Consider the following 20,880-nt stretch of genomic DNA (forward strand, 5'->3'; position numbering starts at 1 on the left):
CGAGTGGGAAAATGATGTTTTTTTGATATAGCTAAAATTGATTTCCGTCGCGGGGACGCGCATCCTCGGGCACGGCTCGAGCCTGTAGTCTCTCCCTTGTGCTGTTCCCCCAGGAGTCGCCCCTCCACTCCAATCAATTTATACAGTATCAATTTCTTAATATGGATTCTTCCATCATTCAAAGAATTCTTACTTCTGTCCCAGCCTCTTTGTTATATGGCTAAAATTTATTAAAAAACATTTACTTAGCATTAAGAAAGCTGCCCTAGTATGAAAAAATCACTTATTCTTTAAATGATTTTTGTTTGTATTTTCTACATAGCGATAAAAATATTGTACAAAATGCAAAAAAATACTTGTATTGTTTTTTTATGGGTGTTAGCATAATAGTATGCTGTCGACAGTATATTGTAGGAGGAAAACAGTATGTGTGCACAATTAGAAAGAGTTCAGCCATTGTATGAACAGTACTATGCTTTATTAAAAAATAGGATTATGACGAACGAGTATCCACCAAATGCGAGACTCATAGATACTCAGTTAGCAAAAGAGTTTGGCACAAGTAGAAGTCCTATTAGAGAAGCTTTAAGAATGCTTGAACAAGAAGGTTTATTGGTTAATAATAAAGGGATTTTAACGGTTTATGAACCAACACTGATTGATTTGGTTGAACTCTACAAAGTACGTTCAGGTCTAGAGTATTCTGCTGTATATTGGGCAACTGAATATCAAACCGAGGAGTTTATAGTAGCTTTAGATGATTGCTTAGAAAAAACAAAGGAAGCATTAAACGAAAAAGATTATAAAACTGTTATTCAACTTAATACGAAATTTCATGATTTAATTTTATATGCCTCAAAAAATTCTCGGTTAATCGAAATGATGGAAAAAATCAGATCCTTAATTTTGCTTTACAGGAACATTTTGTTTTTGGATTTTGATCTTGATTACAATTTTTTAGAAGATCATGAGCGGGTTAGTCATTTTATTAAAACAAAAGATTCCAAGAAATCAGCGGAAGTTATCGTAGATCATATCAATAACGATATTGCTTACTTTAAAAAGGTTTTTAATAAAAAAAATAGGAGTGAATAAGTATGAGTCATTTATCATGTTTTCCTACGAGGTTATTAATTGGAGAAAATGCTTTAAATCAAGTAAATGATGTATTAAAAGAATTTGGTGCAAAAAATATTTTATTAGTTACCGATAAGGGACTTACAGCGGCTGGAATTGTTGATAAAGTGATTGATTGCATCCAGAAGTCGGTAGCTAATATTACTATTTTTAACGAAACTAAGCCAGAGCCGACAATTAGTAACTTTAAATCAGCATTAGAACTTGCAAAGGGTATTGATATAGATTTGGTAATCGGCCTAGGTGGAGGAAGTGCCATTGATTTAGCAAAAGCGGTAGCTTTATTACTAAAACACGATAAAGAGTTTTTAGAATTTGTAGGAATTAATAAAGTACCTTCACCAGGACTACCAACAGTAATGATATCAACCACTTCAGGAACTGGATCTGAAGTTTCTAAGTTTGCTGTATTGACTGATGAAGAAACACATTTAAAAAGTGTTATCGCTAGTCCGAATATTGTCCCGACAGTAGCAGTAGTGGATCCGGCTTTAACCTATACATTACCACCAGTTATTACAGCTCATACTGGTTTAGATGCCTTGGTCCACGTGATCGAAGGTTACCTTGCTCAAAGAAATTCCAATTTTAGTAATGAGTTGGCATTAGTAGGGTTAAAGAAAATTTGGAATCATATTGAGGCTGCATACGAGGACGGTACAAATAAAGAAGCAAGATACGAGATGGCAATTGGAAGCATGATGGGTGGTTTGGTTCTCAACACGACGGATGGGGCCGGTATGGTACACGGATTGGCATTTTCACTTGGGGTATATTGCAACTTACCTCATGGATTATCAAATAGTTTGATGCTTCCATACACATTGAAATACCTCGCACCATATTGCCAAGAGGCATTGGTTACACTGGCGAGTAATGTAAATATTGTAGAAGCCACAAATGAGAAAACAATTGAACGATTTATTGATGAAATTATTCAGTTACAGAAGAGATTAAATCTTCCAATCACACTAGAAGAATTGGGAATTGAAGAAAGCTTGTTAGAAACATTAGCAGCAAGTAGTTACACTCAGGAACGATTACAAACGAATTCACCAAAGAGATTAGAAAAAGATGAGCTTTTGGCAATTTTTAAACAAGCGTATAATGGTCAAATTATTTTAAACGAGGGGTGATTCAATGAAGGTCTTACTTCAGGAAGCTATTGAAAATCTACTGAATAATGTACAGGATGAGCTAGGGGTAGTACACCAATTTATTGGTGGAAAGTATATAGCTGGTGAAAAGAAGGGTGATGTAATCTTCCAATACGATGGGCAACCTGTTTTTACATTCTATAAATCTAGCATTCAAGATGTGGAAGAAGCAATTTCTCTTGCTGAACAAGCATTGCCTAGTATGAAAAAACTAACTCTATTTGAGAGAGCGGAAATATTATCCAAAACGGCCGATATCCTTCAAGAACATATCGACTCTATTGCAAAAATTATCGTTTATGAAACAAGTAAAACTTTAAAAGATGCTAAGGGTGAAATGACGAGAGCAATTTCAACTTTTCGTTTTTCTGCAGAGGCTACAAAAAATTTACACGGAGAAACTTTACCTTTAGATGCAATGTCGGGAGTTGGCAAACGTTTATCGTTTATTATACATGAACCCATCGGAGTAGTGGGTGCAATTACAGGGTTTAATTTCCCAATTTTGTTGGCAGCACATAAATTAGGACCAGCATTTGGTGCGGGAAATACGGTTGTTTTAAAACCTTCCCCTGGCACGCCAATCTCAAGTATAGTACTTGCTTGGGTATTGCAACAAGCAGGGTTGCCAATGGGTGCGTTATCGGTTGTAAATGGAGATGTGGAAGTTGGAGAGGCGATAGTAAAAGATCCACGTATAGCTGTTATTTCATTTACTGGCAGTAGTTTAATCGGGCGTAAAATTAGCCAGCAAGCCGAATACAAAAAAGTATTGCTAGAATTAGGTTCAAATGCAGCAACAGTGATTGATTCTGTTGAAAATTTGGAAGAAGTGGCGGAAAAGTTAGTAATGGGTGGATTCGGGGCAAATGGTCAATCCTGTATTTCAGTTCAAAGAATTATTGTAAACAAACAATTGTCCAAAGAATTAACTGAATTATTAAAAAATAAGGTGTCGTTGTTAAAAGTGGGTAACCCATTTGCTGAAGAAACAAATGTATCCGCTTTATTTACTAAAGATGCAAACCAACGCATTCAAGAGTGGATTGAAGAAGCACTGAATGATGGAGCAAATCTTGAGGTTGGTGGTAAAATTGAAAACCAAATTTTCTTACCCACCTTATTATCAAAAGTTTCTCCGGAAATGAGGGTTTTTAAAGAAGAAATCTTTGGTCCAGTCATTTTAGTTACTACGTATGAGTCATTTAATGAAGCAATTGAATTGGTAAATGATTCAAGGTATGGCCTACAAGTTGGTGTATATACGACGAATTTACCGAATGCACTAAAAGCGATTGATGAGATTAAAGCAGGTAGTGTGCATATTAATGAAATCTCAAATTTTAGACCAGATCATATGCCATATGGTGGTTATAAAGAGAGTGGTATTGGCAAAGAAGGGCCACAATCGGTCTTGGAAGAGTTAACAAATAAAAAAGTTGTAAGTTTTAAATTATAAGTGTTTATACACTTTGACAAGTAGAGGTGAAAGGTTTGCAAAAGTCGGCGTTGGAAGGATTACGAGTACTTGAGTTAGGTTCATTAATTGCTGGACCATTTGCGGGAAGAATTTTTGCAGATTTCGGTGCAGAGGTTATTAAGGTTGAAAATGAAAAGGATGGTGATCCATTACGCGTATGGAGAGAGGTCGAAGAAGGCACCAGTTTATGGTGGTATGTGCAGTCACGAAACAAAAAATCAGTGGAAATTAACTTGAAATCGGAACTAGGTCAACGTTTTATAAAAGAAATTGTAAAGGGTATCGATATTATCATAGAAAATTTTAGGCCTGGTAAATTGGAAGAATGGGGTATTGGCTACGAAGATCTAAAAAAAATTAATCCAAAGCTCATCATGGTACGTATTTCAGGGTTCGGTCAGGACGGTCCCAAAAGTAAATATCCAGGTTTCGGATCAATCGGTGAAGCGATGGGAGGCTTAAGATATCTTACTGGATATCCTGACCGTCCGCCTACACGAGTGGGTCTCAGTATCGGGGATTCCATTGCAGGTTTATATGGAGTTATAGGTGCGTTAATGGCAGTTTACTATAGAGATAATAACTCTGATTTTGAGGGGCAATGTGTAGATGTTTCATTATATGAATCTATCTTTAGTCTAACTGAAAGTTTGGTGCCTGAGTATGATCGAAAACAAGTAATCCGCGAAAGAAGCGGCAGTACTTTACCGGGCATTACCCCATCAAATACCTACGAATGCAAAGATAATCAATATGTTGTAATAGGAGCAAATGGGGATTCAATTTTTAAGCGGTTAATGTTGCTAATCGGAAGAGAAGATATTGCAAATGATGAAAGATTTACTACAAATGCTTTAAGAAATTCACATGCTGAATACTTGGATGGCGTTATCGCGGAATGGACAAAATCAAAGGATATTGACTCAGTCGTTGATTTACTAAATGAAAATGGTATCCCGGCAGGAAAAATTTATAGTGTGAAAGATATTATAGAAGATTCCCATTACAAAGAAAGAGAAATGATTTTAGATATTGAAACACCAATTGGCCCATTAAAAATGCCAGGTATTGTGCCAAAATTAAGCATTTCTCCTGGTAAGGTAAAATGGGCAGGACCAGAACTGGGTGCTAATAATTCGGAATTTTTGAAATTAGATAAAGTATGAATAGGGGGATTATATGAAAGTTAAAAGGCTCTTTTTGATGTTATCTCTTCTTGTATTGGCTACAGCTTTAGCTGCTTGTAAGAATGACTCGGAAGTTTCTGCCGCGAAGAAAGATAGCAAAGTATATAACTTGCAAGTAGGCCATGTTGTAACTACAGATCATTCATATCACCTAGCTTTAGAAAAGTTTTCTGAAGAGGTATACGAAAAATCCGAAGGTCGTTTAGTTGTGGATATATTCCCAAGTGCTCAATTAGGAAATGAACGTGATTTGGTAGAAAGCTTAGCCATGGGCACGGTTGACATGGCATTGGCAAACTCCGGAAATCTAGCTTCATTTACTGATGCGTACCAAAATTTTGATTTTCCATTTTTATTTAGAGATAGAGAGCATGCACATGCAGTTTTAGATAGTGAAATTGGAGAAAAAGCGTTATTAAGTTTGGAAAAAGTAGATATTAAGGGTTTGGCTAACTGGGAAAATGGCTTTTTTAACACATGGAATTCTAAAAAATCTATTGAAGGTCCGGAAGATTTTAAGGGGATGAAGATTCGCGCAAACGATAACCCTATTCATATTGATTCCTATAAAGAAATAGGGGCAAGTGCAATTACGATGGGGTGGAGCGAGGTATACACGGCAATTCAAAATGGCACGATTGACGGGGTGAGTGTGTCAATTCCTTCAATGTATACGGCCAGAATCTACGAGGTTGCGCCTTATATCTCGAACAGCAGTGAATTCTATGTTACCGCTGTATTTATGATGAACAAAGATATATATGAAAGATTACCAAAAGATTTACAAGAAATAATTAGTGAGACTGCAAAAGAAACTACTAAATATCAGAGAGATTTAAATAAAGAAATCGAAGATAAAGCACTTGCAGATTTAGCGTCAAAAGGATTCGAGATTACTAATCCAAATAAAGATGTGATGAAAAAGGCAGTTTGGGATAATATCTATAATCAATATGCACCACAATTAGATGAGGAAATAATCGATTCCATCCAAAATGATTTTTAATATTCTGAAATGTTAACGCTTACTTTTTGTTGAAGTATAAATAGAATGGAGGACTTTTATGGTTGATAAAATTATTACTAAGTTCGAAAACTACTCAACTATTTTTTGTTTTACAGCGATGAGTATAATAACCTTGCTTGGTGTATTTTGCCGGTATGTACTCTCAAACCCGATCACTTGGGGGGAAGAGTTATCTCGCTACTTTATGATATGGGGTATTTTGATCGGAATCAGTATTGTGACACGCAAAAAGTCACATCTAGGAATTGATGTAATCTCAGCATTTGCACCACCAAAATTAAATAAATCAATGGCAGTTATTGCTAGCATTCTCTTAATTTTAAGCTACGCTTTATTATTCTGTATTGCAGTAAAATTTGTTATTCAATCATATGCTTTAGGGCAAGTTACTCCAATTCTAAGAATTAAGTTTTATTTGATCTACTTAGCGTTGCCTGTTGGATTTGCTTTAAGTACTTATCGGGCAATTCAAGTATTTTGGATTGATTTTATTAAAGTAGCAGAGACAGAAGAAAACGAAAAGCCGCTACAAGAGAGTGAGGTATATCTATAATGGGACTTTCCTTATTCGGTGGATTAGCAGGGATTCTAGTATTAGGTATGCCAATCGCGATTGCATTATTAATTGCAACAGGTATTAGTGTATTTTTCTTCTCAGAAACTTCTTTAATCGTCTTAGTACAGCGACTGTTTGTATCGCTCGATTCTTTTTCCTTAATGGCGCTACCATTTTTTATGATAGCAGGGGGGCTTTTGGAAAAAGGAGGAGTTTCAAAGCGAATCGTAAACTTTGCTAATTCAATTGTTGGTGGATTACCAGGCGGGTTAGCTATTGTAGCTTTCGTAGCAGCGGCTTTTTTCGGAGCTATTTCAGGTTCTTCAACAGCAACCGTAATTGCAATTGGTGCAATTTTAGTACCAACAATGTTAAAAGAAGGCTATGATATTCGATTTTCTGTAACTACGCTTGCCGCAGCAGGGATTCTAGGGACAATTATTCCGCCGAGTATACCTATGGTAACGTTTGGCGTATCAACAGGAGCCTCTATTGGAGATCTATTTAGCGGTGGTATAATACCAGGAATTTTATTAACATTCCTCATGTCTGTATATGCATATCTTTATGGTAAAAAAAATATTAAGGTAGAATATAAATTTTCATTTGCTAAAATACTACGCACTTTTAAAGAAGCAATTTGGGCATTGCTTATGCCATTAATTATTATAGGTGGAATTTATTCCGGTATTTTCACAGCAACAGAAGCAGCAGCGGTTGCATGTTTATACGGATTAATCGTAGGTATTTTTGTTTATAAAGAATTAAAATTAAATGTTGTAAAAGACATTATGGAAGGTGCAGTTATTAACTCTGCGATGATTATGTTTATCGTAGGTGCAGCAGCAGCTTTTGGTTATGTTATGACAAAAGCAAGAATTCCAGCAGAATTATCTCAATTTATTGTTAGCCTCACAGATAATCCATATATTTTACTGCTGCTTATTAATGTACTACTACTAATTATCGGTACTTTTATGGAGACAAATGCAGCGATTTTAATTGTAGCTCCAATATTCACACCAATTATTCTAGAGTATGGTATTGATCCAATTCATTTTGGCGTAATGATGATTGTAAATCTGAGTATTGGGATGATTACACCTCCATTAGGAGTTAATTTATTTGTTGCAGCCAAATTAAAAGATGGATTAAAGGTAAACGATTTATTAAATAAGCATTTAGGAATGTATCTGCTTGTATGTATAGTAGGCTTATTATTAATCACTTATATTGAGGATCTAGTATTATTTATCCCTAATTTACTAAAATAAAGGAGAGTATAATGCGAAATATTGAAGTATACGAAGTGGGACCCCGCGATGGCTTTCAAAATCTTGATCAATATATACCAATAGAAACCAAAGTCAGCATTATCGAAAAGCTTGTACAATCAGGTGTACAAAACATCCAGCATACTTCTTTTGTCAGTCCTAGAGCGATTCCACAATTAAAAGATAGCAGGGAATTAACAGAAATTTGTTTGTCAAAGTTTCCAGGTATAAACTTCAGTGCCCTAGTTCCAAATCTAAAGGGAGCGAGTCTGGCAAACGAAGCAGGAGTCTGTTCGATATCGTATGTGGTTTCTTTAAGTCAATCACACAACAAAGCAAATATTAATCGTACACATGAGGAATCATTTAATGAAATTGTCAAGATTAGGGATACCTATCCAGAATTGAAGATTTGTTTAGATTTATCAACAACATTTGGCTGTCCATTTGAAATGAAAGAAAACAATAATAGAGTAGTTGAATTCCTGGAAGACTATATCAAACTAGGGATTAAAGAAGTAAATTTATGCGACACGATTGGTGTAGCAAATCCGCATGATGTAAAGAAAACGATAAACGATGTAAAGTCAGCCTATCCGGACCTGAATCTGCAAATTCATATTCACGATACTAGAAATATGGGAATGATCAATACGTTTACGGCTATCCAACAGGGTGTAACAAAAATCCAGTCAACCTTAGGAGGGCTAGGGGGATGTCCATTCGCACCTGGAGCATCTGGAAACTTAGCTACTGAAGATATTGTTTATATGTTGAATGATATGAATTACAATACAGGAATCGATTTTTCTTTACTCTTGCAGGCAGCGAAATTTCAAAAACAGGTAGTCAATGGGAATTTTAGTGGGCACCTTCAATTTATTTAATTTCTAAATTATCAATTTACCTTCTAACTTATTGTGAGGATGGAGACTGGATACTCACATGGAAGTTAGAAGGTATTTTAATTAGATAGAAAAAAGAATTTTCAGGTAATTTCCACTAGGTAGTTGGAAAACTAATTTTCCTTAAGTATGTGGATAGAGTTTTAGTCATTCAAACATTCGAAAGTCAACATGGAAAATGAACACAATAAATTTTTTTGCCTCGATTTTAAACTGTTTTTGCTGTTTATCTGTTATATTCTTATCCCCATTTTTATAAAAATCTCCTTCTAAACTTAACTTTACTAAGTAAATATTTTAATCTTACACTCTCTTTATCTCAAAAAGATTTTAGTTAATTTATAATAATCCTAAACATTTACAATAATTTAACAAAATCTATATAGGTACTTTATAGTACTAAACTATGCTTAAAGCACTACAGCGTGGGGGAGTTGCTTTGAAGTGCGTTTGAAACGCTATATTCAGGTGAAAGACCGTTTAATCGTATTGACGATTGTTTGTATTCTATCGAATTGTATTTTTGCAATCTTTAGCATGGATTATCTACGGAAGATGGAAAGCAATACAGAAAAAATGTACAGCGAAAAACTTTTGGCCATTAATGCAATTGCCGAAATGGAAACTTTTATACATATGGGAGATATGAATCAAGCTAGGGAATTACAGGATTCATTAGTGGATTACCAGTTTGATTCAAAAATGGAATTTTACATAAGGGAGCTGGATGCTGCATTTGAAAGTGGAAATAATGGCGAGATATTATCGTTATCCCAGGAAATTGAAAACTATGTCACTTCGCGGGCAGAGAGCCAGTTATTAGCCCACCAAGAAGATATTTCTTTCGGCTACAAATTGTTAACCGGTGTTTCGATTGCTATAGTGATTATTATTATTTACTTAAGTATCGGGGCAACACGTTCCGTAAATTTACCAACCCGCCAACTGAAGAAGTTGTTGAAGCAAGCACAACAGGGGGACTTTACGCAGATTGCCAAATATGACGCCAAGGATGAACTTGGCGAAGTGATGCTAAGCTACAATCAAATGGCATCCGAAGTGAAAGAATTGCTCAAAACGGTCCAGCGAAGTGCTGCATCCGTTCATGAAGCGAATGATCACTTGCAGGCAGCTTCGGAAAAAACAACGAAAGCATCTATACATATTTCACATGATGCTTACGATTTAACAAGTGCCACAACAAAGTCAACAGAACAGTTAAACCTTAACACAACAGCTTTACAAGAGATTGCGAATGGCGTTGTCGTAATTGCAGAGCGCATTGATTTTATTGAACAAAATATAACGCAGACAGTAAGAGAAGCAAATGCAGGTGTTGAGTTTGTGTTGTTAAATAATGAACAAATGCATGAAATTGAACAAGCTGTGAAAAAATCCTTTGATATGATGCAAATTTTGGTGAAGCATTCGAAAGAGATTGAGCAAGTGATCCAGATGATCAATTCGATTGCCGAGCAGACAAACTTATTGGCTTTGAATGCGGCGATTGAAGCAGCTCGTGCCGGAGAATATGGCAAGGGGTTCAGTGTGGTGGCAGGAGAAGTCCGCAAGCTATCCGTGCAATCGGTTAATTCGACAAAGGTTATTGAAGAAATCATCAAAAAGATCCAAGATGATTCAAAGCAATCGGTTCAATTCATGAGCAATGCTCTTCAGTCGGTACAAACAGGGATTGATACAACGAATCAAACTGCATCCAAGTTCCAGCAAATCGTCTCTGCAGTCAATGAGATTGGACCTCATATCGGTGAAGTAGCATCAACGATCAACGTCATCACGGAAAATACGAAAGAGGTTGCGGGCAACTCCTTGCAATTGAGCGAAGTTTCGAAAGAGAATGCCAAAATGATTGAGCAAGTATCTGCTTCAACTGCCGACCAACTGGAAGCTACCCAAGAAATTCACGACGAGATACAAAAAATCTCAAGAAATATCCGCACACTCACAACGGCGATTAAGAGATTTACTGTGTAGCCAGTAGAAGTTAACAGAATGTTATAGATTTAATGAAAGAAAACTATTAATTTTCAGAAAACTGTTGAAATTAATAGTTTTTTTTGTTAATTTTTCGGTATACGAAAAATTATGCAGACAATTGAGGCGATGTTGAAATGAAAAAGATTTTACTTACAGGATTCGAACCATTCCTGGATTTTAAATTAAATCCCACAATGCAGGTTGTTGAAGCCCTGAATGGAAAAGTTATAGAAGATTACGAGATTTGTGGGCGCATCATGAAAGTGGATTTTAAAGAATCTTCGAACCAACTGAAAGAATATATAAATGAAGTCCAACCCGATCTGATAATTTCCTTGGGTTTGGCAGGTGGGCGTTACAAGATTACACCAGAACGGATCGCCATCAATATGAAAGATGGCGAGCCTGACAATAATGGATTTGCGCCTGTCGATGCAAAAATTAACGAAGATGGTGCAGATGCCTACTTAACAAACTTGCCCATTCGAAAAATGGTTGAACGGTTGAAGAAAGAAGGGTATCCGGCAGAAGTCTCCAATACGGCCGGCACGTACCTGTGCAACAACATTATGTACGAAGGATTGGCGTATGCCAAGCAACAGGGGAACGTGTTAGCTGGTTTTATTCACATTCCGGCGTCATTTGAGCTAGCTATTCAGCACGGAAAAATCCCGGGCTGGAATGTGCGCGATCTTATAAAAGGCGTGGAGTTATGTATAGAGGAAACGGTAAGCTGTGCCAATGATTGAGTTTCCGAAAATGATGTGGATCAGCCAGTATACGGTTCGTTTTGCATTCAGCGAGGAGATTTCACAGGAAAGTTTTCTGGCAGTCCAGCAGTTTAATAGATTTATCCGTAAAGTACTCCATCATAAAGTGGTCGAAACCGTACCGGGTTACTTTACTGTGACCGTTTATCTAAAAGGGCGGCAAAATTTTAATGAGGATGAATTAATTGAACAGTGGCGTTTGATTCAAACGGAGCGGATGAACGAATATCCATCTGTAGGGCGCGAATTAAGGGTTCCCGTTTGCTATGATGAGGAATTTGCGCTAGATATGGAACGGGTGATGGAGTTTACCGATTTATCACCTGAAGAAATTATTTCATTACATATTTCTAAAACTTATGTGGTTCATTTAGTTGGCTTCCTACCAGGGTTTCCCTATTTGGGGGAGCTTGATTCACGCCTTCATGTGCCAAGATTAACGAAGCCTAGAAGTCTGGTGAATGCCAGTTCTGTAGGAATCGGGGGCTATCAGACGGGCATTTACCCGATAGATTCTCCCGGGGGGTGGAATATTATCGGGAAGACGCCCTATCCTTTATTCGATGTCAGGAAGGATGAACCCACGTTATTTCAAGTGGGCGATATCGTGACGTTTTATGAGATTACGAAACAAGAGTACTATCAATTTATACAAGAAAGTGTGTAGCAGATGAAGCCACTACTCAAGGTGACACGCCATGGAGTGTATGCGAGCATCCAGGATAAAGGAAGGTTTGGATATCGTGCGCAAGGTATCCCTGTTTCGGGTGCAATGGATCGCTTTTCCTTTGAAATGGGCAATCAAATTTTAAATAATTCCACGAATGCTGCTTGTTTGGAAATCTTTCATGGCGGGTTTGAATTCGAAGCTTTAAGCGATCATACATATGTCCTCGCTGGTGCAGGGGGAGATTACTTTGATAATGGCGTTAAGATTGACTGTTGGAAGAGTTTTCGCCTTTTTAAAGGAGATCGTTTATCGATAAAAGGGACAGTGGAAGGGTCGATCCTTTATTTGATTCCACAGGGTGGCTTTAGGGTGGACCCTATCCTAAATAGTAGGTCGAATTATCCTACTGCTAATATTGGAGAGTTATTAGAAGTGGGCAGTATTTTGTACGGGCATGATACCGAACCGATTGCAAACACGCGAGGACTAATGCCGAAATTCAGGCCACAATTTGATAGCTCCATAGAGATCCATATTTTTAAGGGGCCGCATTTTGAGTTGTTTACACAGGAGAGTAGGGACAGTTTTCTTCAGGATTCATACCAATTCACGGGCGGCAACAGAATGGGCTATTATTTCAAAGGTGAAAAACTAGTATTGCGAGAGAAAAAAGACATCATTTCTGAAGCGACTCAATTTGGGACGATTCAAGTTCCTGCGAGTGGAGATCCGATCGTTTTGATGGCCGATGCACAAACCGTGGGCGGCTATCCAATTATCGGAACGGTACATGAGGAAGATTTATATAAAATTGCCCAATTGCGTACGTTCGGCAATGTGAAGTTTCGTTTGGTGGAGGACTAATAATGCGAATAGATATTAATTGTGATATGGGCGAAAGTTTCGGCGCATACCATTTAGGTAATGATTTGGAAATATTGGATTATGTGACTTCAATTAACGTGGCCTGTGGTTTTCATGCAGGTGACCCCATGATTATGGCTCGGACCGTCCGGCAAGCAATCGAGAAAAATGTGAAAATTGGTGCCCATCCCGGCTACCCTGATTTGCAGGGATTCGGGCGGAGGAATATGGATTTCTCCCCAGAGGAAATTTATAATATGATCATTTATCAAGTCGGGGCGCTACAGGCGTTTGTTGGTATTGAGAAGGGAAAACTTCATCATGTAAAGCCGCATGGGGCCCTTTACAATCAAAGTGCGAACGATAGGGAAAAGGCCGGCGCTGTAATAGATGCGATGTTTGATTTGAATCCTGATTACATCCTTTATTGTTTATCGGGAAGTTTGATGGCTCAAATGGCCAAGGAGAAAGGGTTGACTGTTTATGAAGAGGCCTTTTCCGATCGTAATTACAACGAAGATGGCACTTTAGTCACGCGATCCCAAAAACAGGCTTTGATTGAAAGCGAAGAAGGAATGCTCCAACATGTACGGGGTATTATTTCCTCTAATGAGGTCATGACAATTCAAAAGAAACTCATCAAAATTAATGCACAAACATTATGCATACATGGAGATGGTCCGCATGCTTTGCATTTTGCGAGGCGAATTAGTGAGTTGAATAAGATTTAGTTTTACCCCTTCCATTAATTTGGGAGGGATTTTTGTTTAATTTGAATTAATAAACACACCAAATATTTATTTTGCCTTTTACTGTTGTAGGGTTTGTAGAAAACAAGTTAACATTGTTGTAGTTAAATTCTTCCATGACCACATTAATAACATCTTAATATAGATTCTAGAAACGAGGTTTGTTTTTGTACATTATTGACCGTACTTTATCTTCGAAAATTATTGTTTTGGATGCAATGAAACGCAGGATTGATGAGAATCACCCGAGGCACGAGTATGTTGCTTCATTGTTGCGACGGGCGGAAGCCGGCTACAGAGGGGAGTTGAAGGTGGACCGAATGTGGAAGGAATCCACCGTGCCGACCAACGCTCTTCTTATACATAGCTTTGAAACCACTAACGACATCGGCAATTCGCATCAAATCGACACCCTATTTGTATGCCCCCTTTTTATTTTTATCCTCGAAATCAAAAATGTATCAGGAACCATTTGGTATGAAGAAGACAAACATCAGTTTTTGCGAAGGAAATTAACAGGGGAAGTCGAGAGTTTCCAGAGCCCTTTTGATCAGGTGCAGCGCCATGCCGAGATGATTGAAAGAATCGTAGGGCGTTTAGGCTTGTCACTACCGGTGCACAAAACGGTTATCATTGCCGAATCTTCCACGGTTATTGGGGACGTGCCAAAGGAATTTTCAATTTTCCATGCGATTGGTTTGCCTAGTGAAATAAAAAAGCTATTATTAAAGTATAGCAACACCGCACTCTCACAAGTTCATTATGAGATGCTAACAAGTTACTTACAGGGGTTACATAAACCGAGTATCTATGTGCCGAGATTTGAAATTCCGCCGCTACGTAAGGGAGCGATTTGTGGATGCGGGAGAAGTATGGAGTATAATCAAGGCAAGTTTTTATGCATTTGCGGAATTAGATCAAAGGAGCCTCTCTATCAGGGGTTGCATGATTATCGAGTTTTGTTTAGTGAATGGATTTCAAATAGGGAATTTAGGGATTTCTTTTTTATTGAAAGTCTGCATTCTGCTAGTAAATTGCTAGGAAGAATGAACTTTAACACTAGAGGAACTACCAAAAGCAGAAGCTACTTGATTCCGGAAGATGTTTGGAGAAAGTAACAATAGAAAAGTAATATAATTGATTGAAAATTAATGGGAATAACTGTGGAATTTTTGAAGTGGCTAGATTATTGAAGAAAGTGGCTAGATTTCGACACAAAGTGGCTAGAATAATTCGAAAAGTGGCGAGATTATCAGCAAAAAGTGGCTAGATTCTCACAAGAAATTCAAAACTACTTGATTTCGGAAGATGTTTGGAGAAAGTAACAAGAGAAAAGTAATATAATTGATTGAAAATTATTGGGAATAACTTGTGAATTTTTGAAGTGGAGCTAGATTATTGAAGAAAGTGGCTAGATTTCGACAAAAAGTGGCTAAAATAATTCAAAAAGTGGCGAGAATATCAGCAAAAGTGGCGAGATTCTCAGAAACTCATATAAAAGTAACTATCAAAAGCAGAAGCAACACCCCACCCCCAAAAGAAAAGAGGGTATCGACATGAACAAAATCATTGATTTTATCTCGGTAAAGCAGCGGAAGCAGGATGAGAAGCTGGATAGGATGTTTCGGAAGGCCAATTCGCTGCAGGATGTGCAGGAAATTGACAAGCTTGTGGAGGAGAAGGCCCTTGTGGTGCAGGATCACAAGCTTTTTCTCGCATTCCTGAAATATTTGGAGTTGAAAGAGTTGGAGCCGCAGACGATTTTTAAGGAAGTCTTGCGATTGTCGAAGTATAGATTTGAGGAGCGGTATCAGATGAATTGGCAGTCGGTGGTGCAGCTTTGTTTTACGTTTCTTGCAATTTTAAAAGAGAATGATCCCGAGCAGTATCTGGAGTTCATTGTGTGCAATTAATTAATTCTCTCCAGAACAAGTTCACTTGATTTGCCTGGACCCAAAAAATTCAGTGCATTGTGTCGAATTCGTTAACATCCTTAAGCCTAGACTCACAGCAGCAGGCTCGCAAACCCAGTCAACTGGCACATTCACCAGAGTTCACCATTTATTCTTCCCATTTCTAAAATATTTTTTAATTTTAGCGCACGTTATTGTTCTTTCTACCTACTATTCGTTATAATATTTAAATGGGGTTCGAATGTACGAAACCAATCTTGAAAGGAGTTTCTGGATTCAATGAATGAGGAACAACGACTAGCGAGTCAGCAAGTGAATCAACCAAAACCTACAAATGCTAAGCCTGAAAAAGATTATAGTCAATATTTCGAACGCGTGATTACGGCACCTTCCTTGAAAGATGCGAAAAAGCGTGGGAAAGAGGAAGTCAAGTACCACAAGGATTTCAATATTGATGAAGAGTTTTTGGCAATGGGCAACGGTCGCAAATTTTTCATTCGTACTTATGGATGTCAAATGAACGAGCATGATTCCGAGGTAATGGCCGGGATTTTCATGCAGCTGGGGTATGAACCCACTGATCAAATTGCAGAAGCGGATGTTGTGCTGCTGAACACATGTGCAATCCGTGAAAATGCGGAAAATAAAGTATTTGGTGAGCTTGGCTACCTATTAAAATATAAACGTCAAAATCCTGAATTGTTAATCGGCGTTTGTGGCTGTATGTCGCAAGAAGAGTCGGTTGTCAATAAAATTTTAACAACATACCAACATGTAGACATGGTTTTCGGTACGCATAACATTCACCGTCTACCGCACATTTTAAAAGAAGCTTACATGTCCAAGGAAATGGTCATCGAAGTTTGGTCCAAAGAAGGAGATGTCATCGAGAACCTTCCAAAACAACGTAATGGTGCCATTAAAGCTTGGGTGAACATCATGTACGGCTGCGATAAATTCTGTACATATTGCATCGTTCCTTACACTCGCGGGAAAGAGCGCAGCCGTCGTCCAGATGAAATTATCCAGGAAGTGCGTGAGTTGGCAGCACAGGGCTATCAGGAAATTATGCTGCTGGGGCAAAATGTAAATGCTTACGGGAAAGACTTTGCGGATATCGAATACCGCCTTGGCGATCTAATGGATGAATTGCGCAAAATCGATATTCCGCGCATCCGTTTCACAACGAGCCATCCGCGCGACTTCGATGATCATCTAATCGAGGTGCTGGCTAAAGGCGGCAACCTAGTGGAACACATTCATCTGCCTGTTCAATCAGGTTCGAATGATATCCTGAAAATCATGGCACGTAAATATACACGTGAGCACTTCCTTGAATTAGTTCGCAAGATTAAAGTTGCCATTCCGGATGTTGCTTTAACAACGGACATTATTGTTGGTTATCCAAATGAAACCGAGGAACAATTCCAGGAAACTCTTGATCTATATCGAGAAGTTGGATTTGAAATGGCCTTCACTTATATTTACTCACCACGTGAAGGGACGCCTGCTGCGAAGATGAATGACAATGTTCCGCAAGAAGTGAAGAAGGAACGCCTGCAACGCCTGAATGCGGTGGTTGAGGAGTTTTCAGCGGCTGCTTTGAAAGAATTCGAAGGCCAAGTGGTGGAAGTGCTGGTTGAAGGCAGCAGTAAAAAACGTGATGATGTGTTAGCTGGTTATACAAGAAAAAATAAATTAGTCAACTTTGATGGGCCGAAAGAATTAGTGGGCCATCTTGTGAAAGTAAAAATACTCGAGGCGAAATCTTACTCATTACGCGGTGAGTTTGTAGAGGTCGTACATCGACATGGGGTGGAAGTATAATGACAACAAAACTTTACACAAAAGACGAAATCGTAGAAAAAGCAAAAGAAATTGCACACATGATTGCCAACACGGAGGAAGTTGAATTTTTCAAAAAAGCGGAAGAGCAAATCAATGAAAACCAACATATTCGTGAAAAAATTGCGAGTCTTAAAACACTGCAAAAACAAGCGGTTAATTTCCAGCACCTAGGCAAAGAAAAAGCGCTAAAATTAATCGAAGAAAAAATTGCAAAAATCGAAGATGAAATCGATGAAACACCAATTGTGCAAGAGTTCAAACAATCCCAAATGGATGTTAACAACTTATTGCAATTGGTATCCAACGCAATTGCAAATAACGTAACAGATGAAATTATCGAGTCCACTGGCGGCGACCTACTTAAAGGTGAAACAGGGTCAAAAATCCGCAACAGCCAGCCAGGAAGCTGTTCATAAACAAAATTTTTGTGATATATGTGCTCTTTAACCCCTACAGCCTTTAAGGTTTGTAGGGGTTTTATATTTATGCAGTTTAATCTACTAAGTGCATCTTTTAAGACGCTTTTTATATTCACTATTCCAAAGTTAACACAAACGTCTCTTGATAGTGCCTTTTATTTTTAACTAAATTCATAAATTACTACTATATTTATTTAATAAATATAAAAAAGCTATAAACTTTTCTATTATGGACCGATATATTACTAGAAACGATTAGGATTTTATACCTAGCGTTTTCATAAACTGACCTATGGGGAAACATAATGAAAAGAAAAACAATTGCTGAGTTGGCAGTAACGGCAGCACTATTGGCAAGCCCAATATTACCTTCACATACAGTAATGAAAGATGGGAAAGAAACACGTGATTTATTAAAATTTTTTGCAGACCATGTATTAAGACAAGTTGAATTTGGAGCGCAATCCCAAAAGGATATTGTTGCAATAAAAAGAATGGATACTCGAGAAAAGATTTTAACTGCACTATTTGTTGGTGGAATTGCTGGTATTATAACGGCGCTCGTTGCTTTTTTTAATTAAAGATAATGCAGGAATTCTAAGTGAAAATTAATCGTTAATTCAACAAAACGGGACATATTGTGGAGTAATTGAAGTCTTCATTTTATTAAAAAATCATGTGGATAGTACGATTCCTAGAATTACATAAAACGGAGAGGGACTAACGGGGCAATCGTAACAGTATATTTAATAGGTGGCACACCTTTGATGAAAATTATGGTATAGTAATTTTATTATTATCGATTATGGTGGTCGTCAGAAGGTGGTGTATTATGGAAAATAATTTATTTACTGGTGTAAAATATGAACGAATTTATGAACAGATTGTTGTACAAATTCGGGAACTAATTCAAGAGGGGAAGATTCTCCCTGGTGATCGTCTTCCCGGAGAACGGGAACTTTCTTCTATGCTTGGATGCAGTAGAACATCACTAAGAGAAGCACTTCGGGTACTGGAAGCAGAAGGGATTATCATTTCAAAGCCAGGTGGAGGGCGTTTTGTACAAAATGTCGATCAGCGGCTAGTTATGGAATATAGCTTTGATCCTGTAGATCTTATGAAGACAACCTCCATCATGCATTTTTTAGAAGTACGTGAAATGATTGAACCTAAAATTGCAGCATTGGCATGCGAGCGAGCCAATGAAGAGGATTTTTTAAATATGGAAAAAGCTTTGTTAAAAGTAGAAGCTGAAAGAGAAGATTTTGAGGAGAAATTGGTGAGGGACAGCATGTTCCACCTCGCATTGGCAGAAGCAACTCAAAATTTCGTTCTCGTGACAACGCTTGAAACAAATTTAAATATGCTACAGCAAATTCGCCTAAAAACATTATTATCTCCTGAAAGGATAGAACGGTCGAATGCAGAACACCGGGCTATTTATGATGCTGTGAAAAGGCGGAATCCAAAAGAGGCATCAGAAGCAATGGCTGCACATTTGAAACAATTACGCAAAAACGTACTAAATAATCAATAAGTTTTTCCTTGACCCCATCTATTAAAGATGGGGTCTTTTTATTTTGAAATAATGTTCACTAAATTTTCAAAATTTTATTGACAGATTAGTAGTGTTCCGACATAATGAAATAAATTGGTTAGACCAGTATACCATAAGACCGATTATGTAATAAGAACAGTTTTGTGATGGAGGTAATAACATGACACAAGAAAACTTTGGTCCATTAACAGGACTAACAATAATTGATGCATCTAGCGTCATTGCTGCCCCTTTCGCAGCTTGTCTGCTTGGAGATTTAGGAGCAGAGGTTATAAAAATTGAGCTCCCTGGTAAAGGAGATTCCGCAAGAAGCCTTGGACCTTGGAAAGGTGAAGAATCATTAAGATGGCCTGGCCTATCAAGGAATAAGCGCTCTTTAACTCTCGATATTCGTACAGAGGAAGGTAGAGAAATTTTTAAAGAATTAGTCAAAACAGCAGATGCTGTCATTGAAAATTTCCGTCCAGGAACCTTTGAAAAGTGGGGGCTTGGTTACGATGTACTAAAAGAAGTAAATCCCAATATAGTTTTAACTAGACAATCTGGCTATGGTCAAACAGGTCCTTATGCCGAGAAAGCTGGGTTTGGAACTCCGTGTACGGCTTTTTCAGGATACACATACTTGCAAGGATACAAAGACAGACCACCTGTAAGCCCATCATTTTCACTATTGGATTATGTTTCTGGACTTTTTGCGGCTTTTGGAACAGTAAGTGCTCTTTACCACAGAGATAAAAATAACGCAGAAGGACAAGTCGTTGAGCTAGGATTATATGAAGCAATCTTCCGAATGATGGAGTTTTTAATTGCTGAGCATGATCAGCTTGGGAAAGTACGGGAAAGGAATCCAATGTTAGCTGGACACTCTAGTCCTGCCGGAACCTATCAGACAAAAGATGGGAAATGGGTTGTACTTGTATGCAGTACAGAAAGAACATGGACTAGATTAGCAGAATCAATGGGACGAGCAGATTTAATCGATAATCCACTGTATAAAACAAATAAAGAACGTATGCAAAATGATGAGGAATTACAAAAAATAGTAAAAGAGTTTATTGGAAGTCTTAATAATGACGAACTTATCAAAAAACTCGATACAGATGGTGTACCAATTTCGCCAATTTTAAGCATTGAAGATATATTTAATAATCCTCAGTATGAAGCGCGAGAAAACATTTTAGAAGTGGAACATCCTCGTCTAGGGTCTGTAAAGGTACCGGGAATTGTACCGAAATTTTCTGCTACACCAGGCAAAATAAGATATCGTGCACCGGAACTGGGCGAACATAACGAAGAAATTCTTAGAAATGAAATTGGCTTAACTGAAGAACAAATTCAAAAATTGTATGAGAAAGGAGTCATCTAACC

20 protein-coding genes are annotated in these 20,880 nt (G+C 37.7%); all 20 read left to right on the forward strand.

Annotated features, from left to right (window positions below; translation table 11 throughout):
- The first annotated feature begins 426 nt into the window (after positions 1 to 426).
- The 20 genes from QYB95_RS18750 to QYB95_RS18845 all read left to right on the forward strand — a co-directional run bounded on the left by QYB95_RS18750 (position 427) and on the right by QYB95_RS18845 (position 20,878).
- Positions 427 to 1,095: a GntR family transcriptional regulator gene (locus tag QYB95_RS18750; protein ID WP_301139893.1), complete on the forward strand. Its 669-nt coding sequence runs from the start codon at positions 427 to 429 to the stop codon at positions 1,093 to 1,095.
- 2 nt (positions 1,096 to 1,097) lie between these two features.
- Entirely contained in the window at positions 1,098 to 2,273 is a 1,176-nt protein-coding gene (locus QYB95_RS18755) for an iron-containing alcohol dehydrogenase family protein (protein ID WP_301139894.1), read from the forward strand.
- Positions 2,274 to 2,277: 4 nt separating this feature from the next.
- Positions 2,278 to 3,753, forward strand: coding sequence for an aldehyde dehydrogenase family protein (locus QYB95_RS18760; protein ID WP_301139895.1), 1,476 nt, complete (start codon positions 2,278 to 2,280; stop codon positions 3,751 to 3,753).
- A 35-nt stretch (positions 3,754 to 3,788) separates the two neighbouring features.
- Positions 3,789 to 4,940, forward strand: coding sequence for a CaiB/BaiF CoA transferase family protein (locus QYB95_RS18765; RefSeq protein ID WP_301139896.1), 1,152 nt, complete (start codon positions 3,789 to 3,791; stop codon positions 4,938 to 4,940).
- Between the two features lie 13 nt (positions 4,941 to 4,953).
- Positions 4,954 to 5,967 carry a DctP family TRAP transporter solute-binding subunit gene (locus tag QYB95_RS18770; RefSeq protein WP_301139897.1) on the forward strand — a complete coding sequence of 338 codons (1,014 nt, stop codon included), beginning with the start codon at positions 4,954 to 4,956 and terminating at the stop codon, positions 5,965 to 5,967.
- A gap of 58 nt (positions 5,968 to 6,025) precedes the next feature.
- The gene (locus tag QYB95_RS18775) at positions 6,026 to 6,541 is read left to right on the forward strand and encodes a TRAP transporter small permease (RefSeq protein ID WP_301139898.1); all 516 of its coding nucleotides are present in this window, start codon (positions 6,026 to 6,028) and stop codon (positions 6,539 to 6,541) included.
- Complete coding sequence (locus QYB95_RS18780) at positions 6,541 to 7,818, forward strand: TRAP transporter large permease (protein WP_301139899.1); 1,278 nt, start codon at positions 6,541 to 6,543, stop codon at positions 7,816 to 7,818. The genes QYB95_RS18775 and QYB95_RS18780 overlap by 1 nt, the downstream gene beginning before the upstream one ends.
- A gap of 11 nt (positions 7,819 to 7,829) precedes the next feature.
- Positions 7,830 to 8,705 carry a hydroxymethylglutaryl-CoA lyase gene (locus tag QYB95_RS18785; RefSeq protein ID WP_301139900.1) on the forward strand — a complete coding sequence of 292 codons (876 nt, stop codon included), beginning with the start codon at positions 7,830 to 7,832 and terminating at the stop codon, positions 8,703 to 8,705.
- Positions 8,706 to 9,167: 462 nt separating this feature from the next.
- Positions 9,168 to 10,718 carry a methyl-accepting chemotaxis protein gene (locus QYB95_RS18790; protein WP_301139901.1) on the forward strand — a complete coding sequence of 517 codons (1,551 nt, stop codon included), beginning with the start codon at positions 9,168 to 9,170 and terminating at the stop codon, positions 10,716 to 10,718.
- A 137-nt stretch (positions 10,719 to 10,855) separates the two neighbouring features.
- Positions 10,856 to 11,470, forward strand: coding sequence for a pyroglutamyl-peptidase I (pcp, locus tag QYB95_RS18795; RefSeq protein WP_301139902.1), 615 nt, complete (start codon positions 10,856 to 10,858; stop codon positions 11,468 to 11,470).
- The gene (gene pxpB, locus QYB95_RS18800) at positions 11,463 to 12,158 is read left to right on the forward strand and encodes a 5-oxoprolinase subunit PxpB (RefSeq protein ID WP_301139903.1); all 696 of its coding nucleotides are present in this window, start codon (positions 11,463 to 11,465) and stop codon (positions 12,156 to 12,158) included. The genes pcp and pxpB overlap by 8 nt, the downstream gene beginning before the upstream one ends.
- Positions 12,159 to 12,161: 3 nt before the next feature.
- Positions 12,162 to 13,025: a 5-oxoprolinase subunit C family protein gene (locus QYB95_RS18805; RefSeq protein ID WP_301139904.1), complete on the forward strand. Its 864-nt coding sequence runs from the start codon at positions 12,162 to 12,164 to the stop codon at positions 13,023 to 13,025.
- The gene (locus QYB95_RS18810) at positions 13,025 to 13,756 is read left to right on the forward strand and encodes a 5-oxoprolinase subunit PxpA (RefSeq protein ID WP_301139918.1); all 732 of its coding nucleotides are present in this window, start codon (positions 13,025 to 13,027) and stop codon (positions 13,754 to 13,756) included. Before QYB95_RS18805 ends, QYB95_RS18810 begins: the two co-directional genes overlap by 1 nt.
- 185 nt (positions 13,757 to 13,941) lie before the next feature.
- Positions 13,942 to 14,892 carry a nuclease-related domain-containing protein gene (locus QYB95_RS18815; protein ID WP_301139905.1) on the forward strand — a complete coding sequence of 317 codons (951 nt, stop codon included), beginning with the start codon at positions 13,942 to 13,944 and terminating at the stop codon, positions 14,890 to 14,892.
- 438 nt (positions 14,893 to 15,330) lie between these two features.
- Positions 15,331 to 15,687 carry a hypothetical protein gene (locus tag QYB95_RS18820; RefSeq protein ID WP_301139906.1) on the forward strand — a complete coding sequence of 119 codons (357 nt, stop codon included), beginning with the start codon at positions 15,331 to 15,333 and terminating at the stop codon, positions 15,685 to 15,687.
- A 279-nt stretch (positions 15,688 to 15,966) separates the two neighbouring features.
- Positions 15,967 to 17,514, forward strand: a complete 1,548-nt coding sequence (miaB, locus tag QYB95_RS18825; protein ID WP_301139907.1) for a tRNA (N6-isopentenyl adenosine(37)-C2)-methylthiotransferase MiaB — start codon at positions 15,967 to 15,969, stop codon at positions 17,512 to 17,514.
- Complete coding sequence (locus tag QYB95_RS18830; protein ID WP_301139908.1) at positions 17,514 to 17,951, forward strand: YlbF/YmcA family competence regulator; 438 nt, start codon at positions 17,514 to 17,516, stop codon at positions 17,949 to 17,951. The genes miaB and QYB95_RS18830 overlap by 1 nt, the downstream gene beginning before the upstream one ends.
- A gap of 308 nt (positions 17,952 to 18,259) precedes the next feature.
- The gene (locus tag QYB95_RS18835) at positions 18,260 to 18,535 is read left to right on the forward strand and encodes a hypothetical protein (protein ID WP_301139909.1); all 276 of its coding nucleotides are present in this window, start codon (positions 18,260 to 18,262) and stop codon (positions 18,533 to 18,535) included.
- Positions 18,536 to 18,786: 251 nt separating this feature from the next.
- Positions 18,787 to 19,491: a FadR/GntR family transcriptional regulator gene (locus tag QYB95_RS18840; RefSeq protein ID WP_301139910.1), complete on the forward strand. Its 705-nt coding sequence runs from the start codon at positions 18,787 to 18,789 to the stop codon at positions 19,489 to 19,491.
- Between the two features lie 181 nt (positions 19,492 to 19,672).
- Positions 19,673 to 20,878: a CaiB/BaiF CoA transferase family protein gene (locus tag QYB95_RS18845; protein WP_301139911.1), complete on the forward strand. Its 1,206-nt coding sequence runs from the start codon at positions 19,673 to 19,675 to the stop codon at positions 20,876 to 20,878.
- The last annotated feature ends 2 nt before the right edge of the window (positions 20,879 to 20,880 follow it).

Source organism: Ureibacillus aquaedulcis (genome assembly GCF_030418165.1).
GTDB lineage: Bacteria > Bacillota > Bacilli > Bacillales_A > Planococcaceae > Ureibacillus > Ureibacillus aquaedulcis.